Source organism: Bacillus sp. T-10(2022) (assembly GCF_056502895.1).
In genome coordinates this window covers 3,965,242-3,981,311 of sequence record NZ_CP113518.1, presented here as the reverse complement: position 1 = coordinate 3,981,311, position 16,070 = coordinate 3,965,242, and the positions used below count along the sequence as shown (strand labels likewise).

At 44.0% G+C, this 16,070-nt stretch carries 11 protein-coding genes, 1 other RNA gene and 1 other annotated feature; of the genes, 10 read left to right on the top strand and 2 right to left on the bottom strand.

The window, feature by feature from the left end:
- Window positions 1-39 precede the first annotated feature (39 nt).
- From secDF to dtd, 5 genes are all read left to right on the top strand, one after another.
- Entirely contained in the window at window positions 40-2,301 is a 2,262-nt protein-coding gene (gene secDF, locus OSJ91_RS19460; RefSeq protein ID WP_350299593.1) for a protein translocase subunit SecDF, read from the top strand.
- 146 nt (window positions 2,302-2,447) lie between these two features.
- Window positions 2,448-4,823, top strand: coding sequence for a single-stranded-DNA-specific exonuclease RecJ (gene recJ, locus OSJ91_RS19455; protein ID WP_350299592.1), 2,376 nt, complete (start codon window positions 2,448-2,450; stop codon window positions 4,821-4,823).
- On the top strand, window positions 4,814-5,326 hold the full coding sequence (locus tag OSJ91_RS19450) for an adenine phosphoribosyltransferase (RefSeq protein ID WP_034308789.1): 513 nt from the start codon (window positions 4,814-4,816) through the stop codon (window positions 5,324-5,326). Before recJ ends, OSJ91_RS19450 begins: the two co-directional genes overlap by 10 nt.
- Window positions 5,327-5,646: 320 nt before the next feature.
- Complete coding sequence (locus OSJ91_RS19445) at window positions 5,647-7,845, top strand: RelA/SpoT family protein (RefSeq protein ID WP_413019088.1); 2,199 nt, start codon at window positions 5,647-5,649, stop codon at window positions 7,843-7,845.
- A gap of 15 nt (window positions 7,846-7,860) precedes the next feature.
- Window positions 7,861-8,304 (top strand): D-aminoacyl-tRNA deacylase, encoded by a 444-nt coding sequence (gene dtd, locus OSJ91_RS19440; protein WP_241593340.1) that lies wholly within the window; start codon window positions 7,861-7,863, stop codon window positions 8,302-8,304.
- Window positions 8,305-8,370: 66 nt separating this feature from the next.
- Here the strand turns inward: dtd and OSJ91_RS19435 are convergent, their stop codons facing one another.
- Window positions 8,371-10,140 carry an N-acetylmuramoyl-L-alanine amidase family protein gene (locus OSJ91_RS19435; RefSeq protein ID WP_350299590.1) on the bottom strand — a complete coding sequence of 590 codons (1,770 nt, stop codon included), beginning with the start codon at window positions 10,138-10,140 and terminating at the stop codon, window positions 8,371-8,373.
- A 128-nt stretch (window positions 10,141-10,268) separates the two neighbouring features.
- Here OSJ91_RS19435 and OSJ91_RS19430 point away from each other — a divergent pair, with 128 nt between their 5' ends.
- The 5 genes from OSJ91_RS19430 to OSJ91_RS19410 all read left to right on the top strand — a co-directional run bounded on the left by OSJ91_RS19430 (window position 10,269) and on the right by OSJ91_RS19410 (window position 15,756).
- Window positions 10,269-10,442 (top strand): hypothetical protein, encoded by a 174-nt coding sequence (locus OSJ91_RS19430; RefSeq protein WP_034308777.1) that lies wholly within the window; start codon window positions 10,269-10,271, stop codon window positions 10,440-10,442.
- A gap of 78 nt (window positions 10,443-10,520) precedes the next feature.
- Window positions 10,521-10,759, top strand: a binding site (T-box leader).
- A 97-nt stretch (window positions 10,760-10,856) separates the two neighbouring features.
- The gene (hisS, locus tag OSJ91_RS19425; RefSeq protein ID WP_413243181.1) at window positions 10,857-12,128 is read left to right on the top strand and encodes a histidine--tRNA ligase; all 1,272 of its coding nucleotides are present in this window, start codon (window positions 10,857-10,859) and stop codon (window positions 12,126-12,128) included.
- A gap of 12 nt (window positions 12,129-12,140) precedes the next feature.
- The gene (gene aspS / locus OSJ91_RS19420) at window positions 12,141-13,910 is read left to right on the top strand and encodes an aspartate--tRNA ligase (protein ID WP_350299588.1); all 1,770 of its coding nucleotides are present in this window, start codon (window positions 12,141-12,143) and stop codon (window positions 13,908-13,910) included.
- An 86-nt stretch (window positions 13,911-13,996) separates the two neighbouring features.
- Window positions 13,997-14,182: non-coding RNA, 6S RNA (gene ssrS / locus OSJ91_RS19415), on the top strand.
- Between the two features lie 557 nt (window positions 14,183-14,739).
- Window positions 14,740-15,756 carry an NERD domain-containing protein gene (locus OSJ91_RS19410; RefSeq protein ID WP_485890262.1) on the top strand — a complete coding sequence of 339 codons (1,017 nt, stop codon included), beginning with the start codon at window positions 14,740-14,742 and terminating at the stop codon, window positions 15,754-15,756.
- On the opposite strand, the gene OSJ91_RS19405 is transcribed toward OSJ91_RS19410, so the two are convergent.
- Complete coding sequence (locus OSJ91_RS19405) at window positions 15,713-16,033, bottom strand: hypothetical protein (RefSeq protein ID WP_485890261.1); 321 nt, start codon at window positions 16,031-16,033, stop codon at window positions 15,713-15,715. The two genes, OSJ91_RS19410 and OSJ91_RS19405, sit on opposite strands and share 44 nt — an antisense overlap.
- Window positions 16,034-16,070 lie beyond the last annotated feature (37 nt).

The window sequence follows — 16,070 nt, the reverse complement described above, 5'->3', positions numbered from 1 at the left end:
TCAGGAACAGGCGTATTATAGAAAGGGGCCTACTACATAATGGTAAAAAGAAGCAGGATCGTTGCGTTTTTTCTAATCGCACTTTTGATTTTCGCAGCGATGGGGACGACTTCAAAAGGAATCCTAAAGGATATCAAGCTGGGTCTTGATCTTCAAGGCGGTTTTGAAGTGTTATATGAAGTAAAACCGCTGAATGGGGAAAAGATCACCCCCGATGTTTTACGGGCTACAGTAAGCTCACTTGAGCGGCGTGTCAATGTTTTGGGTGTTAGCGAGCCTAACATTCAAATCGAAGGGAAAGACCGGATTCGCGTTCAATTGGCTGGGGTCAAAGACCAAAACAACGCTCGGGAAATCCTCTCGACACAAGCTAAATTATCCTTCCGTGACTACAACGATAAGGAAATGATGACCGGTGCCGATCTGAAAGAAGGCGGCGCGAAACAAACGTTCCAAGATAATCAACCGGTTGTTGAAGTCACATTGAAAGATGTGGATAAATTTAAGGATATCACTCAAAAAATATCCACGATGGAAAGTCCTACTAATGTACTTGCAATCTGGCTGGATTTTGAGGAAGGAAAAGATTCCATCAAAGATACCTCTTCACAGGACAATATGATTTCAGCTCCAGCTGTCAGTGAAGTTTTTAATACGAAGAAGGTGTATATTACCGGTCAATTCACGGTGGAAGAAGCGAAAGAGCTTGCAGCCCTTCTGGATGCAGGTGCCCTGCCTGTTGATTTGAAAGAAAAGTACTCCACTTCAGTAGGTGCCCAATTCGGTGCAGGTGCCCTGAATGATACTATTTTTGCAGGAATCATCGGAATTGCACTTGTTTTTATCTTCATGCTTGTGTATTACCGCTTCCCGGGATTCATTGCAGTCGTCACTTTAAGCATATACCTTTTCTTGACGCTATTAGTGTTTGATTGGATGAATGCGGTGCTCACTCTGCCTGGTATTGCGGCATTGGTTCTCGGTGTCGGGATGGCTGTCGACGCCAATATCATAACCTATGAGCGAATCAGGGATGAATTGAAACTTGGCAGATCCGTTAAGGCAGCTTATAAAGAAGGTACCAAGAATTCACTTGCTACAATCACGGATGCCAACTTAACGACCTTGTTGGCTGCGGCCGTACTGTTCTATTATGGAACAAGCTCGGTTAAAGGGTTTGCCACCACTTTGATCATTTCGATCTTAATGAGTTTCATTACAGCCGTTTATGGTACACGCCTCTTCATGAGCCTGTGGGTGAATAGCGGATTCCTCGACAAACGTACAACATGGTTTGGCGTGAAGAAGAAGCACATTCACGATTTATCCGAGAAAATGGATTTAATGTCATTGCCAACACGCTTTGATAAAATCGATTTCGTCAAACATCGGAAAGTTTTTTATGGCATTTCAATCGGTGTCACCATTATCGGGATCATCTTCCTGCTCGTCTTCAGATTGAATCTTGGGATTGATTTCACGAGCGGTACCCGCATCGAGATTGCGTCCAACGATGTTTTAACGAAGCAGCAAGTCGTAACCGAAATGGAAAAGGTCGGTATTGACGAGAAGGATATCAAGGATGTCAGGCTCGCTGGACAAGACAATAAAAATGCTGTCGTTCGGACAGTCGGTGTCCTCGATAAACAAGAGATTGCTGAATTGAAGGACCATTTCAAAAAGGATTACGGAGCAGAACCGAATGTCAGCACCGTATCACCGACTGTAGGGAAAGAGCTTGCGAAAAATGCCATGAAATCGTTAGCGATTGCATCAATCGGTATCATTTTGTATGTATCGATACGATTTGAATGGCGAATGGCCGTACCTGCTGTGGTTGCGCTTATACATGATGCATTCTTCATCATCACGATTTTTAGCTTACTCCGGCTCGAAGTGGATATCACCTTCATTGCTGCGGTTCTGACGATTGTCGGTTATTCGATCAATGATACGATTGTAACCTTTGACCGTATTCGTGAAAACCTGCGCTTCAGCCGTAAAATCAAAACCGCCGAAGAGCTTGAGAACATTGTGAACATCAGTATCAGGCAAACTTTGACGAGATCCATTAACACGGTTCTGACCGTTCTAATTACAGTTATCGGGTTGATGATCTTCGGTAGTGAAGCTATCCGTAACTTCTCCATTGCGCTGTTTATCGGTTTAATATGCGGCGTGTATTCATCGCTATTGATCGCTTCCCAATTCTGGCTTGATTTGAAAATCAGGGAATTGAAGAAGAAAGGTCCGCTGAATACCGCAAAAGAAAAGAAACAAAGTCTTGAAGGACAAGTTTAATAAGTGAGAGGGGGCTGGCATGATGCCAGCCTTCTTTTTGTTAAACTAAGTTTATAGGATAGGGAATTACAGCCATTTATGAGTTTAAAATAAAATTGAAACTGGTATATTCGTTTTGTATAATGAGTAAGTTGAGGGGTGAATAAATGTTAAAGCCAAAAACCCGGTGGAACTTGCGTACTGCCGATGAAAACAAAGTTGCTGTACTAGCTGAAGAGCTTCATATCACACCTTTGGTTGCAGCCCTGCTTGTGAATCGAGGCCTGGATACGATTGAAAGTGCCCGATCATTTTTATTTGTAAAAAATCAAACTTTTCATGATCCATTTTTATTGAAGGATATGGATAAAGCGGTATATAGAATAAGAGAAGCCATTCAAAATGGAGAAAAAATACGTATATTCGGTGATTATGATGCGGATGGCGTGACATCGACCACAGTGATGATGACGGCATTGATGAAATTGGGGGCCAATGTTGATTTTTATATCCCGAATCGTTTTACAGAGGGATATGGTCCGAATCCGATGGCGTTCCGCCTTGCAGCTGAGCAAGGGGTGAACGTATTAATAACCGTCGATACAGGAATTTCTGCAATCGATGAAGCGAAACTTGCCGGCGAGCTTGGCATGGATTATATATTGACTGACCACCACGAACCGGGGCCGGAACTGCCTGAGGCATTGGCAATCATCCATCCTAAACTTGAGGACAGTTCCTATCCATTTAAAGACCTTGCCGGAGTAGGGGTCGCATTTAAGCTTGCACACGCCCTGCTTGGGGAATTGCCTGAGGATCTGCTTGAAATAGCGGCAATCGGCACGATAGCGGATTTAGTGCCTTTGCAAGGGGAAAACCGCCTCATTGCTGCGAAAGGCATCGAGCAGTTACGTTTGACTCGCCGCCCGGGACTTGTTGCGTTAATGAAAGTGGCGAATGTTCAGCAGGAAGCATTGAATGAAGAATCGATCGGCTTTGCGATGGCACCGAGGATCAATGCTGTCGGGCGCCTTGGAGATGCCGATCCCGCTGTCGATTTATTGATGTCCGCAAGCCTGGAAGAAGCGGTGGAACTTGCGAATGAAATCAATGATATCAATAAAGAGCGGCAGGAAATGGTTGCAGCAATGGCGGCGGAAGCGATAGCTGAGGTCGAGGAAAACTTCCCGCCGGAGTCCAATGGCGTGCTCATCATCGGAAGGGAAGGCTGGAACGCAGGAGTCGTGGGGATTGTGGCCTCAAAACTTGTTGAACGCTTTTACCGGCCCACGATTGTATTGAGCTATGACCGGGAAAAGGGATACGCGAAAGGTTCTGCTCGGAGCATCGCCGGTTTTGATCTTTTTCAAAGTCTTTCCGCATGCCGTGAACTGCTGCCTCATTTCGGTGGGCATCCGATGGCTGCTGGAATGACATTGAAAATTGAAGATGTCCAGGAACTCAGGGACCGCATGAACTTGATTGCGAAGGAACAACTGAACGAAGAGGACTTCACACCGATTACAAACTTGGACGGTGCTACGACTTTAGCTGACGTTTCCATTCAAACGATTCAGGAAATGAGCTTGCTGGCGCCATTTGGGGTAACGAATCCCAAGCCGAAAATATTGATAGATTCCGTACAGCTTTCAAGTGTCCGCAAAATAGGTGCCAACCAAAATCACTTGAAGGTCTCGCTTGAAGATGGTGAAAATCACAAACTTGACGGTGTGGGCTTCGGTCTTGGTCATTTTGTCGATGAAATAGCTCCGCATGCTGAGGTCTCGGTTATTGGTGAGCTTTCCATCAATGAGTGGAATAATATGAAAAAGCCCCAGATCTTTGTCCAGGATGTCTCGGTAAACCATTGGCAGTTATTCGATTACCGCGGCAAGGGACAGGCAGAGAAGTGGCTTGCCGACATTCCTGCACAAAACCGGAAGATCGTCATTTTCTCGGAAGATATTTATAGCAGATATCCATTTTTACAAAACCATCCGGATCTCGTTATTATAAAGAATGAACTGGATGCAGAGCAGCTCGATTGCTTCGAAGGTCATTTGGTATTCATGGACATGCCGCAGTCAAGGGAATATTTGAAACGGGTGATTGCCGATAAACACCCTTCGCGTATCTACGCTCACTTTTCCCATGAACAGGACCATTTTCTAAGTACGATGCCAACAAGAGATCATTTTAAATGGTTTTATGCCTTCCTTGCCAAAAAGGGGCCGCTCGATGTGAAAAGATATGGTGATGACCTAGCCAAATATCGCGGCTGGTCAAGAGATACGGTGGATTTCATTTCTAAGGTGTTTTTTGAGCTTGATTTTGTTACAATAGAGAATGGGTTAATTATGCTCACAACCAATGCGAAAAAACGCGATCTCAGTGAATCTGAATCGTATACAAGAAAGAAAGAGCAATTTGAGCTTGAACAAGAGCTTGTTTATTCTTCCTATCAGCAATTATTCGATTGGTTCAATCATTATTTAGTTCATGAGGCAACAGACCTTGAGGAGGAAACAAAGCAATGGATTTAAAGCAATATGTAACAATTGTGCAAGACTGGCCAAAACCGGGTATTGTCTTCAAAGATATTACAACATTAATGGATAACGGTGCAGCTTATAAATACGCAACAGACCAGATCGTCGAGTACGCTCGCGATAAGAATATCGACTTGGTGGTCGGGCCGGAAGCGCGCGGATTCATTATCGGATGTCCAGTCGCATACTCATTGGAAGTGGGCTTTGCGCCAGTGAGAAAAGAAGGAAAACTTCCACGTGAAACGATAAAAGTCGAATATGGATTAGAATATGGCAAGGATGTATTGACAATCCATAAAGATGCCATTAAACCGGGACAGCGTGTACTGATTACGGACGATTTACTTGCTACCGGGGGAACAATCGAAGCGACGATCAAATTGGTTGAACAGCTTGGCGGGATTGTAGCCGGGATTGCATTCCTTATTGAATTGACTGACTTGGATGGTAAAGATAAATTAGACGGCTATGATGTCTTGACATTAATGAGCTTTTAATAAAGAAGAGCACTCTGACCAGGGTGCTCTTTCTGTTTTTACCCGTTTTTTCTGGATTTTGTCGAATTTCCAGTGAAAAAATGCAGTATTCTTTATAAAATACACGTTTAACTCTTTACATCCTTGCCTTTTTTTTCGATAATAGTAATAATAAAGAGTTTTTCTGCTAATAAGTTTATTTGCACTTTTATCCGTTTAAGCGGATTTATTTTTTTTCGCAAAAATTGTCACGTTTTGCAGAATAATAAAGGGAAGTGCTACCAATCATACTCAATCCGGATCATATCCGGTGGCAGTTAAAGTGGGGTTAAGGTGATTAAATGGCTAATGATCAAATATTGACTGCCGAGCAGGTTGTAGAACGGGCCAGCTTATATCTTCAGCCGGAAGAAGCTGAATTTATTCATAGAGCGTTTAAGTATGCAGAGTATGCTCACCGAGAACAATTCCGTAAATCGGGAGAGCCGTATATTATTCATCCGATTCAAGTGGCGGGCATTCTGGCTGAACTTGAAATGGACCCTGCAACCATTGCGGCAGGTTTTTTACATGATGTTGTTGAAGACACGGAGATCACTCTGAAGGATATTGAAGAAAATTTCAGTCCTGAAGTCGCCATGCTTGTGGATGGCGTGACAAAGTTAGGGAAAATCAAGTATAAATCACAGCAGGAGCAACAGGCGGAAAACCATCGGAAAATGTTCGTGGCTATGGCCCAGGATATACGGGTCATCTTGATCAAGCTTGCGGACAGACTTCATAATATGCGGACTTTGAAGCATCTGCCCCAGGAAAAGCAGAGAAGGATATCGAACGAGACGTTGGAAATTTTCGCACCGCTTGCTCATCGTCTTGGTATCAGTACAATTAAATGGGAACTTGAAGATACTGCACTAAGGTATTTGAATCCTCAGCAGTATTACCGAATCGTCAACCTGATGAAGAAAAAGCGTGCAGAACGTGAAAAGTATCTGGAAGAAGTCATTGATGAAGTGCGTAAAAACGTTGAGGAAGTCAATATTAAGGCTGACCTTTCCGGGAGACCGAAACATATATACAGCATTTATCGTAAAATGGCTTTGCAGAATAAGCAGTTCAGCGAAATTTATGATTTGCTTGCAGTTCGGATCGTCGTCAATAGCATAAAGGATTGCTATGCCGTTTTAGGGATCATCCATACATGCTGGAAGCCGATGCCTGGCCGATTCAAAGATTATATTGCGATGCCGAAGCCGAATATGTATCAATCGCTCCATACGACGGTGATCGGACCGAAAGGCGACCCGCTGGAAGTGCAGATCCGTACTTCCGATATGCATCGCATTGCCGAGTTCGGGGTTGCCGCGCACTGGGCTTATAAAGAAGGAAAAGATGTCGGTGAACAGCCTTCACTGGAAGAAAAATTGACATGGTTCCGGGAAATTCTTGAATTCCAGGATGATGCGACTAATGCAGAGGAATTCATGGAATCCCTTAAAATAGATCTTTTTTCTGATATGGTATTCATTTTCACACCAAAAGGCGATGTCATCGAACTGCCATCAGGATCCAACCCGATAGATTTCGCATACCGGATTCATTCGGAAATCGGAAACAAAACGATTGGTGCCAAAGTGAATGGGAAAATGGTACCGCTGGATTATAAACTGAAAACTGGCGACATCATAGAAATCTTAACTTCCAAGCATTCATATGGTCCAAGTCAGGATTGGCTTAAACTAACGCAAACATCTCAGGCGAAAAACAAGATCCGCCAATTTTTCAAGAAGCAGCGCCGGGAAGAAAATATCGAAAAAGGCAAAGAACTTGTTGAAAAGGAAATCAAGGATATGGAGTTCGACCTGAAGGAAATCCTGACGGCCGAGAATATCAGGCGTGTTGCAGATAAATTCAACTTCCTGAATGAAGAAGATATGTATGCAGCAGTCGGATATAACGGAATCACTGCCCTTCAGGTAGCTAACCGCCTTACCGAAAAATGGCGTAAGCAGAAAATGGTCGAGCAAGAAGCGGATATTTCTGAAGCGGTAGCCGATCTGAAAACCTTCTCCAATCCATCTAAAAAACGTGACTCAGGTGTACAGGTACCGGGTATTGATAACCTGCTTATCCGTTTATCACGCTGTTGCAACCCAGTGCCAGGGGACGAAATCGTTGGTTATATAACCAAAGGCCGTGGAGTTTCAGTTCACAGACAGGACTGCCCAAATCTGGATAGCGGGGATGCCGACCATCGCCTTGTGCCGGTTGAATGGGAAAGTACGATTAATGAACGCAAGGAATACATCGTTGAAATTGAAATCAGCGGCTATGACCGTCGCGGCTTATTAAACGAAGTGCTGCAAGCCGTCAATGAAACCAAGACCAACATTTCGGCGGTCTCGGGTAAATCCGACAGGAATAAGGTGGCGACCATTCACATGTCGATCTATATCCATAACATTGCCCATTTACAAAAGGTCGTCGACCGTATCAAACAAATTTCAGATGTTTATTCCGTTAGAAGGATCATGAACTAAGGAGTTTTTATTGCCATGCGTGTTGTTTTACAACGTTCCAAAGCGGCAAAAGTCGTTGTCGCAGACCAAATAATCGGGCAAATCGACAGCGGGCTCGTCCTGTTGGTTGGTGTCACCCATGGGGATACCATCGATGACGCCGCCTATTTGGCAGATAAGATTGTAAATCTCAGAATATTTGAAGATGAAAATGAAAAGATGAACCATTCACTCTTGGATGTGGGAGGTTCGATTTTATCAGTTTCACAATTCACCTTATACGGCGATAGCCGCAAAGGCCGTCGACCGAACTTCATGGACGCCGCCCGTCCTGAAGAGGCGAATGAAATATATGAGGCATTTAACGAGGAACTCCGCAAGAAAGGCGTCCATACGGAAACCGGTCAATTTGGTGCCATGATGGATGTTCAGCTTACTAATGACGGTCCCGTTACACTAATACTTGAAAGCAAAAAATAACCTGCTGCGGCAGGTTTTTTTTGTAGAAAAGCCAGCTTCGATGCGAAGCTGGCTTTTTTCTAATTCTTATTTAAAATACCGCGCCAATCCATTATAGATGGCAGATGTGATTTTTTCTTGATACTCATTCGATGTTAACGTCAATTCTTCCACGGGATTGCTTAAATAACCTAGTTCAATAAGTGTAGCTACCCGTTTATTTTCGCGGGTAACATGAAAATTCCCGTAACGTGATCCACGATTGGGCACCTGCATGGTTGTACCGAGTGAATTGGCCAGTGTAGCCGCCAATGCACGCTGGTAGTCATGATAGTAGTATGTGGTTATCCCGCTGGTGATCTGGTCCTTGGTGCTATCATAATGGAGGCTGATGAAAGCATCCGCGTTATGTATATGAGAAGTGCTGACCCGGGAAGGGAGTGGAACATAGGTATTTCCGCTTCTGGTCAGGATCACTTTAGCTCCTGCCGCCTGAAGTTTGTCCCGCAGCAGCTCTGCCGTACGAATCGTCAGGTTTTTCTCGAATGTTCCACCGACGCCTATTGTACCGCTATCCCTGCCGCCATGGCCCGGATCGATCACAATGGTTTTATCCTTTAAGTATTTTTCAACGCCAGGTCGTTGGATCTGCTCGGAATTCCCTTCGATCGTCACGATCCATCCGGCCACATAAGCCGTTTGTCCGCTCTTCAGTTTAATGGAATACCAGTCGCCTTCCATACCTGATGCGGAGAACGTTTCACCTGCATTGGCCTGTTCGACAATCTTCGAGTTGCCATCAGGCTCGCTTCTAAGGATCGTACCATCATGAATGATGGTAATCTTGTTACCTTTTACATCAACCTTTTTTTCCTTCACCGTTTGTTCAACATTCTCTTTTTCCAGATACCAACTCACGACCCAGCCCTTTTTCGAACCGGAGAGCTTGATCTGTGTCATATTTCCCTTTGTTTGCAGCACGGCGTACGTCTCATCCTTGTTCACCGAACCGATGACCTTGCTTGAGAGAGAGGCTTCTTTCCTGACATTTAAACCCGTAGCGGTCACCCTTGCAGTGGCGCCTGCCGGATCATTTTTCATGTCTTCTTTACCTTCGCTTACTTGTATGTAGGGTTCAGCTACCCAACCGCGGACTCCTTGGAAATCAATTTCAGCCCATTCATTTTCAACCCGGTAAACGGTCACTGCCGTATTTTTATTCAGCTTTCCGAGTGTGGCACTGCTTTTCGACGGTTCCGAACGGACATTGAGCCGATCCACCAAAGTTACTCCGGTTTTTACGGATTGATTCGTTTCTTTTTTCTTAGTTGAATCTTTTTTCGCTGCATTTCCTGATGCGGCGGGGAGATTAAGGTAGTCAGAAGAGACCCACCCTTCGATATCCGCCGTTTTGATCTTTATCCAATTTTCATTTTTTTCGATGATGTCAACAGCTGTACCTTTACTCAAGGACCCAACCGTTTGAAATGTAGTGCCTGGACCTGTACGGACGCGGACCGAGCTGCCTGATATCACACCTTGTCCGGATTCCTTTTTGACCAGATCTGTATCAGACCCCGTTTGTCTCTCCACTAGCCAATTGGCAACCCAACCCGTTTTGCCGGCGCCAATCCGGATTTCGATCCAGTCGCCATCTTCATTCAGGATGGGATACGATTCCCCTTTTGCCAGTTTTTTTACGATAGGGAAACTGAGACCTGCACCTTCACGGACATTGACCAATTGGGTCGTCACGATATTTTTCCCTTCATCTTTTCCAAAAGCGTGATTGACGGGGAAAATCGCTGAGAATATCAGCATAAGTGTCAGGCCGAATAAACCCGATTTCTTCTTCATAAGTTGTCTCTCCCTTTTAATGTCTATATGTATGTATTCTCGTTCAATGAAAATTTCCCTCTTTCCCTGTGCAAAAAACATTTTTTTTAGGAAAGAATAGAGCTTATATAACTCTAGGAGGGAACCACATGAAATTCAGCGAAAAAGATCAAACGAGCTTAAGCGGAGGCAATCAAGTACTTGGTGTCGATTTTCACGATTTCATCCAAAAGGAACAAAGCGCAAACCTTGTTGAATTGGCATCTGAATTCGGAGTCAATGTCCGGACGATCAAAAATCTGAAAAAACGTTTGAACCAATAAAATGAGACAAAATCCTCAGTCTGCCTTGACATTTGATGTTAACGTCCGTATGATTATAAAATATCAGACTTATTACTGCAATAACCAATGATGGAGAAGAGTAATTAAGAAACACATGAAAAGAGAGGAAATGCCGAGGCTGAAAGCATTCCACATGATGACTTAATGAAAGAACCCTCCGTAGGCTTCACTCCGAACGGATTTACTTAATAGGAGATGAACGTAAAACAGGCGTTAACTGTTTTTTGAGCGGAGGCACTTTTTTTTGTGTTTCAACTAGGGTGGCACCACGGGATATCCAAACTCTCGTCCCTTGTAACATATAAGTTACAAGGGGCGGGAGTTTTTTGTTTGGAAAAAATCAGTATAGCGCCGTATCAGAAAGGGCGTCTTGCTTTAAAGGAGGAAACACAAATGTCTATTCAGATTCCTAGAGGTACCCAGGATTTATTGCCGGGCCAAACGGAAATTTGGCAGTATATCGAAAACACGGCGCGTGAGATCTGTCACCGTTATCAATATAAAGAAATCCGCACTCCAATTTTTGAGCACACGGAATTATTTTTACGTGGTGTAGGGGATACAACCGATATCGTCCAAAAAGAGATGTATTCATTTCAAGATCGCGGTGAAAGGAACTTAACCCTTCGTCCGGAAGGCACCGCATCTGTTGTACGGTCTTATATCGAGAACAAAATGTTCGGGTTGGCCAATCAACCGGTCAAGCTTTATTATATCGGGCCGATGTTCCGGTACGAACGTCCGCAAGCAGGCCGATTCCGCCAGTTCGTTCAATTCGGCATCGAAGCTTTAGGAAGTAAGGATCCCGGAATTGATGCAGAGGTTCTGTCACTTGCAATGAACCTGTATAAGGAACTTGGTTTGAAAAAGCTGAAACTTGTGATCAACAGCCTTGGTGATAAGGAAAGCCGGACAGCGCATCGCAATGCGTTAATCAAACATTTCGAACCCCGCATCGGTGAGTTTTGCGGCGATTGTCAAAACCGTCTGGAAAAGAATCCTTTGCGTATCCTGGATTGCAAAAAGGATCACGGTCACGAATTGATGAACACGGCTCCATCCATCATTGAATATTTAAATGATGAATCCCGTATTTATTTCGAAAAGGTGAAACAGCATTTAACCGATTTGGAAATCGATTTCGTCGAAGATCCGACTCTAGTGCGCGGCTTGGATTACTATAATCATACCGCCTTTGAAATCATGAGTGATGCAGAAGGCTTTGGCGCCATCACTACACTTTGCGGAGGCGGCCGTTATAACGGGCTTGCTGAAGAACTTGGCGGACCGGAAACACCCGGAATCGGCTTTGCACTTAGCATTGAACGCCTGATTGCAGCCCTCCAAGCAGAAAACATCGAGCTTCCGATCAAAAAGGGAATTGACTGCTATCTTGTTTCATTAGGTGAAACAGCCAAGGATTATACCGTCAAACTTGCCCATCAATTGCGGAATGCCGGTTTTACCGTCGAAAAAGACTATCAAGACCGTAAAGTGAAAGCACAATTCAAATCAGCCGACCGCCTCGAAGCAAGATATGTGGCGACACTCGGAGATGATGAATTGGCAAATAATAAAATCAATGTGAAGTTCATGGAAACCGGTGAACAAGTCCAGATGGATCTTGCTACATTCGTTGAACAATTCAAAAAGCTACAGGCTTAAGGGGGAAATACCATGTTTGGCAGAACATACTTCAATGGTGAAGTGACAGAAGCAGCTATTGGTGAAAAAGTAACATTAAAAGGATGGGTACAAAAACGCCGGGATTTGGGCGGTGTCATCTTTATCGACCTACGTGACAGAAGCGGAGTCGTCCAAGTCGTTTTCAATCCGGACATTTCGGCAGAAGCGCTGGCAACAGCCGAAAAAATCCGTAATGAATACGTCCTTGATATCCAAGGGACAGTCATCAAACGTGATGAAGCCAACTTCAACCCGAACGTAACAACAGGGACCGTTGAAGTTCAAGCCGAAAACGTTACAATTTTAAACGAAGCAAAGACCCCACCATTCATCATTGATGAAAGAACGGATGTATCAGAAGACATCCGCTTGAAATATCGTTATTTGGACCTCCGTCGTCCAGCGATGTTCGAAACGCTGAAAATGCGTAACCAAACAACAAAAGCCATCCGTGATTACTTGGACGGTGAAGGCTTCCTTGATATCGAAACACCTATCTTAACAAAAAGTACACCTGAAGGAGCACGTGACTATTTAGTGCCTAGCCGTGTGCACGAAGGGGAGTTCTATGCACTTCCGCAGTCACCGCAAATCTTCAAGCAGCTATTGATGGTATCAGGTTTCGAACGTTATTATCAAATTGCCCGCTGTTTCCGTGATGAAGACTTACGTGCTGACAGACAGCCTGAATTCACGCAAATCGATATCGAAACAAGCTTCATGAGCCAAGAAGATATCATCAAGACCGCAGAAAATATGATGGCTAAAGTGATGAAAGATGTTAAAGGACTGGACGTAACACTGCCATTCCCTAGAATGACCTACAATGAAGCGATGAGCCGTTACGGATCCGACAAACCGGATACACGCTTCGGAATGGAACTTAAAGATGTTTCCGAAATCGTCAAAGACAGTGATTTTAAAGTGTTCACCGGCGCTGTTGCAAACGGCGGACAAGTAAAGGCAATCGTCGTTAAGGACGGAAATGCGGATTATTCCCGTAAAGACATTGATGGATTGGCTGAATTTGCAGCGATTTACGGTGCAAAAGGCCTTGCATGGCTGAAAGTTGAAGAAGACGGCGTAAAAGGGCCGATCGCCAAATTCTTCGCTGAAGATCAAGAGCAATTAGTATCTGTATTGGAAGCCGAAGTGGGCGATTTAATCTTATTCGTGGCGGATAAGAAAGGCATAGTAGCTGATGCGCTTGGAGCACTACGCATCAAGCTTGGTAAAGAAAGAGGCTTGATCGATCAAAGCAAATTCAACTTCCTATGGGTGACGGACTGGCCATTATTTGAATATGACGAAGAAGAAGGACGCTACTATGCAGCACACCATCCATTCACAATGCCATTCCGTGAAGACATGGACAAATTGGAGTCAGACCCAGCAAGCGTCCGTGCCCAAGCATATGACCTTGTACTGAACGGCTACGAACTTGGCGGTGGATCACTGCGGATATTCGAACGCGACGTTCAGGAAAAAATGTTCAAAGTACTTGGATTCTCCGAAGAAGAAGCAAACGCACAATTCGGCTTCCTAATGGATGCATTCGAATACGGAACGCCTCCACACGGCGGAATCGCCCTTGGACTGGATCGCATGGTCATGCTGCTCGCAGGCCGCACGAACCTTCGCGACACCATCGCGTTCCCGAAAACAGCAAGTGCAAGCGACCTGCTCGTTGACGCACCGAGTACTGTAAGTGACAAGCAATTGGCCGAACTTAACCTAAGACTTGCAGCACTTAAAAAATAATTCATTTGGGAAAAATATGAAAAAATACCTAGGTGTTTTTTCTTGAAACAGAGTTAAGCATTATGATATGATATTTCCAATAAGTAAGAGTCCTGATGTGTTCGTTCTTTAACCTATAAGTTTTGACCGAACACTTATAGTTACCGGGAGCACTAGTTTCCTGGCCGCGTAAAAGCCTCCCTCGAAGAGGACTTACAAACGCGAGGAACCGAGCACCCACCTGCGGAGAGCGGGTTCAAAACAAAGGCGTAAACGGCACAATTGGGACTCTTACACCTTACAAAGCAACCCATGTTACATAACATGGGTTTTTTTGTGCGTGAAAATAGTGAACTTACGAGAAAATGCGTGTATTCACGAGTAAATGGTGCGAATTCACGAGTAAATAGTGAGAATTCACGAGTAAATGGTGAGAATTCACGAGTAAATGGCGGGAACTCACGAGTAAAACGTGCAAATTCACGAGTAAATCGTGCAAATTCACGAGTAAAACATAAATTCACGAGTAAATGGTGAGAATTCACGAGTAAATGGCGGGAACTCACGAGTAAAACGTGCAAATTCACGAGTAAATGCCGCGAACTCACGAGTAAAACATAAATTCACGAGTAAATGGTGAGAATTCACGAGTAAATAGTTCAAATTTACGAGTAAATGATGCGAATTCACGAGTAAAACATAAATTCACGAGTAAATGGCGGGAACTCACGAGTAAATCGTGCAAATTCAAGAGTAAATGATGAGAACTCATAAGTAAGCTACAAATCACAAGAATTAAACCGAGCAAACTCACGGTAAAACACCTGATTTCAGTATTTTAGCAGGAAAAATGGGCATTAACAAAGAAGCTAAAGGAGAAGGAGTTGATATATATATGCTAAAACCGTGTGAAAGGCCTATGAAAATGCTCAAACTGGAGGCATTAAGCAGGAGGCTATCAGCAAATCATCCAAAACAGGAAAGAATAAGGAACGATTTCCGGAAAATCCGTACAGGATTTAACGGGGAGCGGAGTATCGGAAAAGAACTGAAGAATCTTCCGAAAGAATATCGAGTATTTCATGATTTGAGGTTAGGCTACGACGGGAGCCGTTATTTTCAAATGGATTTCCTAATAATCACCCGGAATTACGGCATCATCATCGAAGTAAAAAACTTTGCGGGAACGCTCTATTTTGACCGTGCCTATCCCCAACTGATTCGGACAAAAGATGGACAGGAACAAGCTTATCTAGATCCGCTGATCCAGGTTGACGTGCAAAAATCCCGATTTAATGATTGGCTTACTTTTCACAAATTCCCCTCGCTGCCGATTGAAACGCTCATTGCCAATGCAAACTCGAATACCATCATCCGGACTACCCCAGGTTTTACCCCCATTTTCAAAAAAATCACGGGAAAAGAAACCCTGATCTCCAAAATTCATACCCTCGATGAAAAATATTCTTCTAAGCAATTAACCCAAAGGCAGAGCAATAGACTTTCGAATACGATTCTGCAAAAAAACACTCCGCATAATCCTGATATCCTCGAATTGTATCAAATCGATGAGCAAGATCTGCTCAAAAGCGTTCAATGTCCAGAATGCTCTGCTCTCCATATGCAATATCACTGGGGCAAATGGTCCTGTAGTCATTGTTCTTACACTTCAAAGGATGCCCACATTCAAGCTCTTCGCGATTTTGCTCTCCTTATAAAACCCAATATAACAAATAAACAAGCACGGCTCTTTTTACAAATAGATTCAATTGATATCATGCAGCGGATACTGTCTGCACTGGAGTTGCCTTATTCGGGGCAATTTAAAAATAGAGCGTATAGACTTGATGGACTAATTCACGAGTAAAAGGCGCAAACTCACGAGTAAACGGCCCAAATTCACGAGTAAAAGGCGCAAACTCACGAGTAAACGGCCCAAATTTACGAGTAAACGGCGCAAACTCACGAGTAAACGGCCCTAATTCACGAGTAAATGGCGCAAACTCACGAGTAAACGGCCCGAATTCACGAGTAAATGGCGCAAACTCACGAGTAAACGGCCCAAATTCACGAGTAAACGGCGGAAACTCACGAGTAAAAGGCGCAAACTCACGAGTAAATGGCCCAAATTCACGATTAAACACCCCAATCTAACGAAAAAAACCCAAAAACCTCGAATAA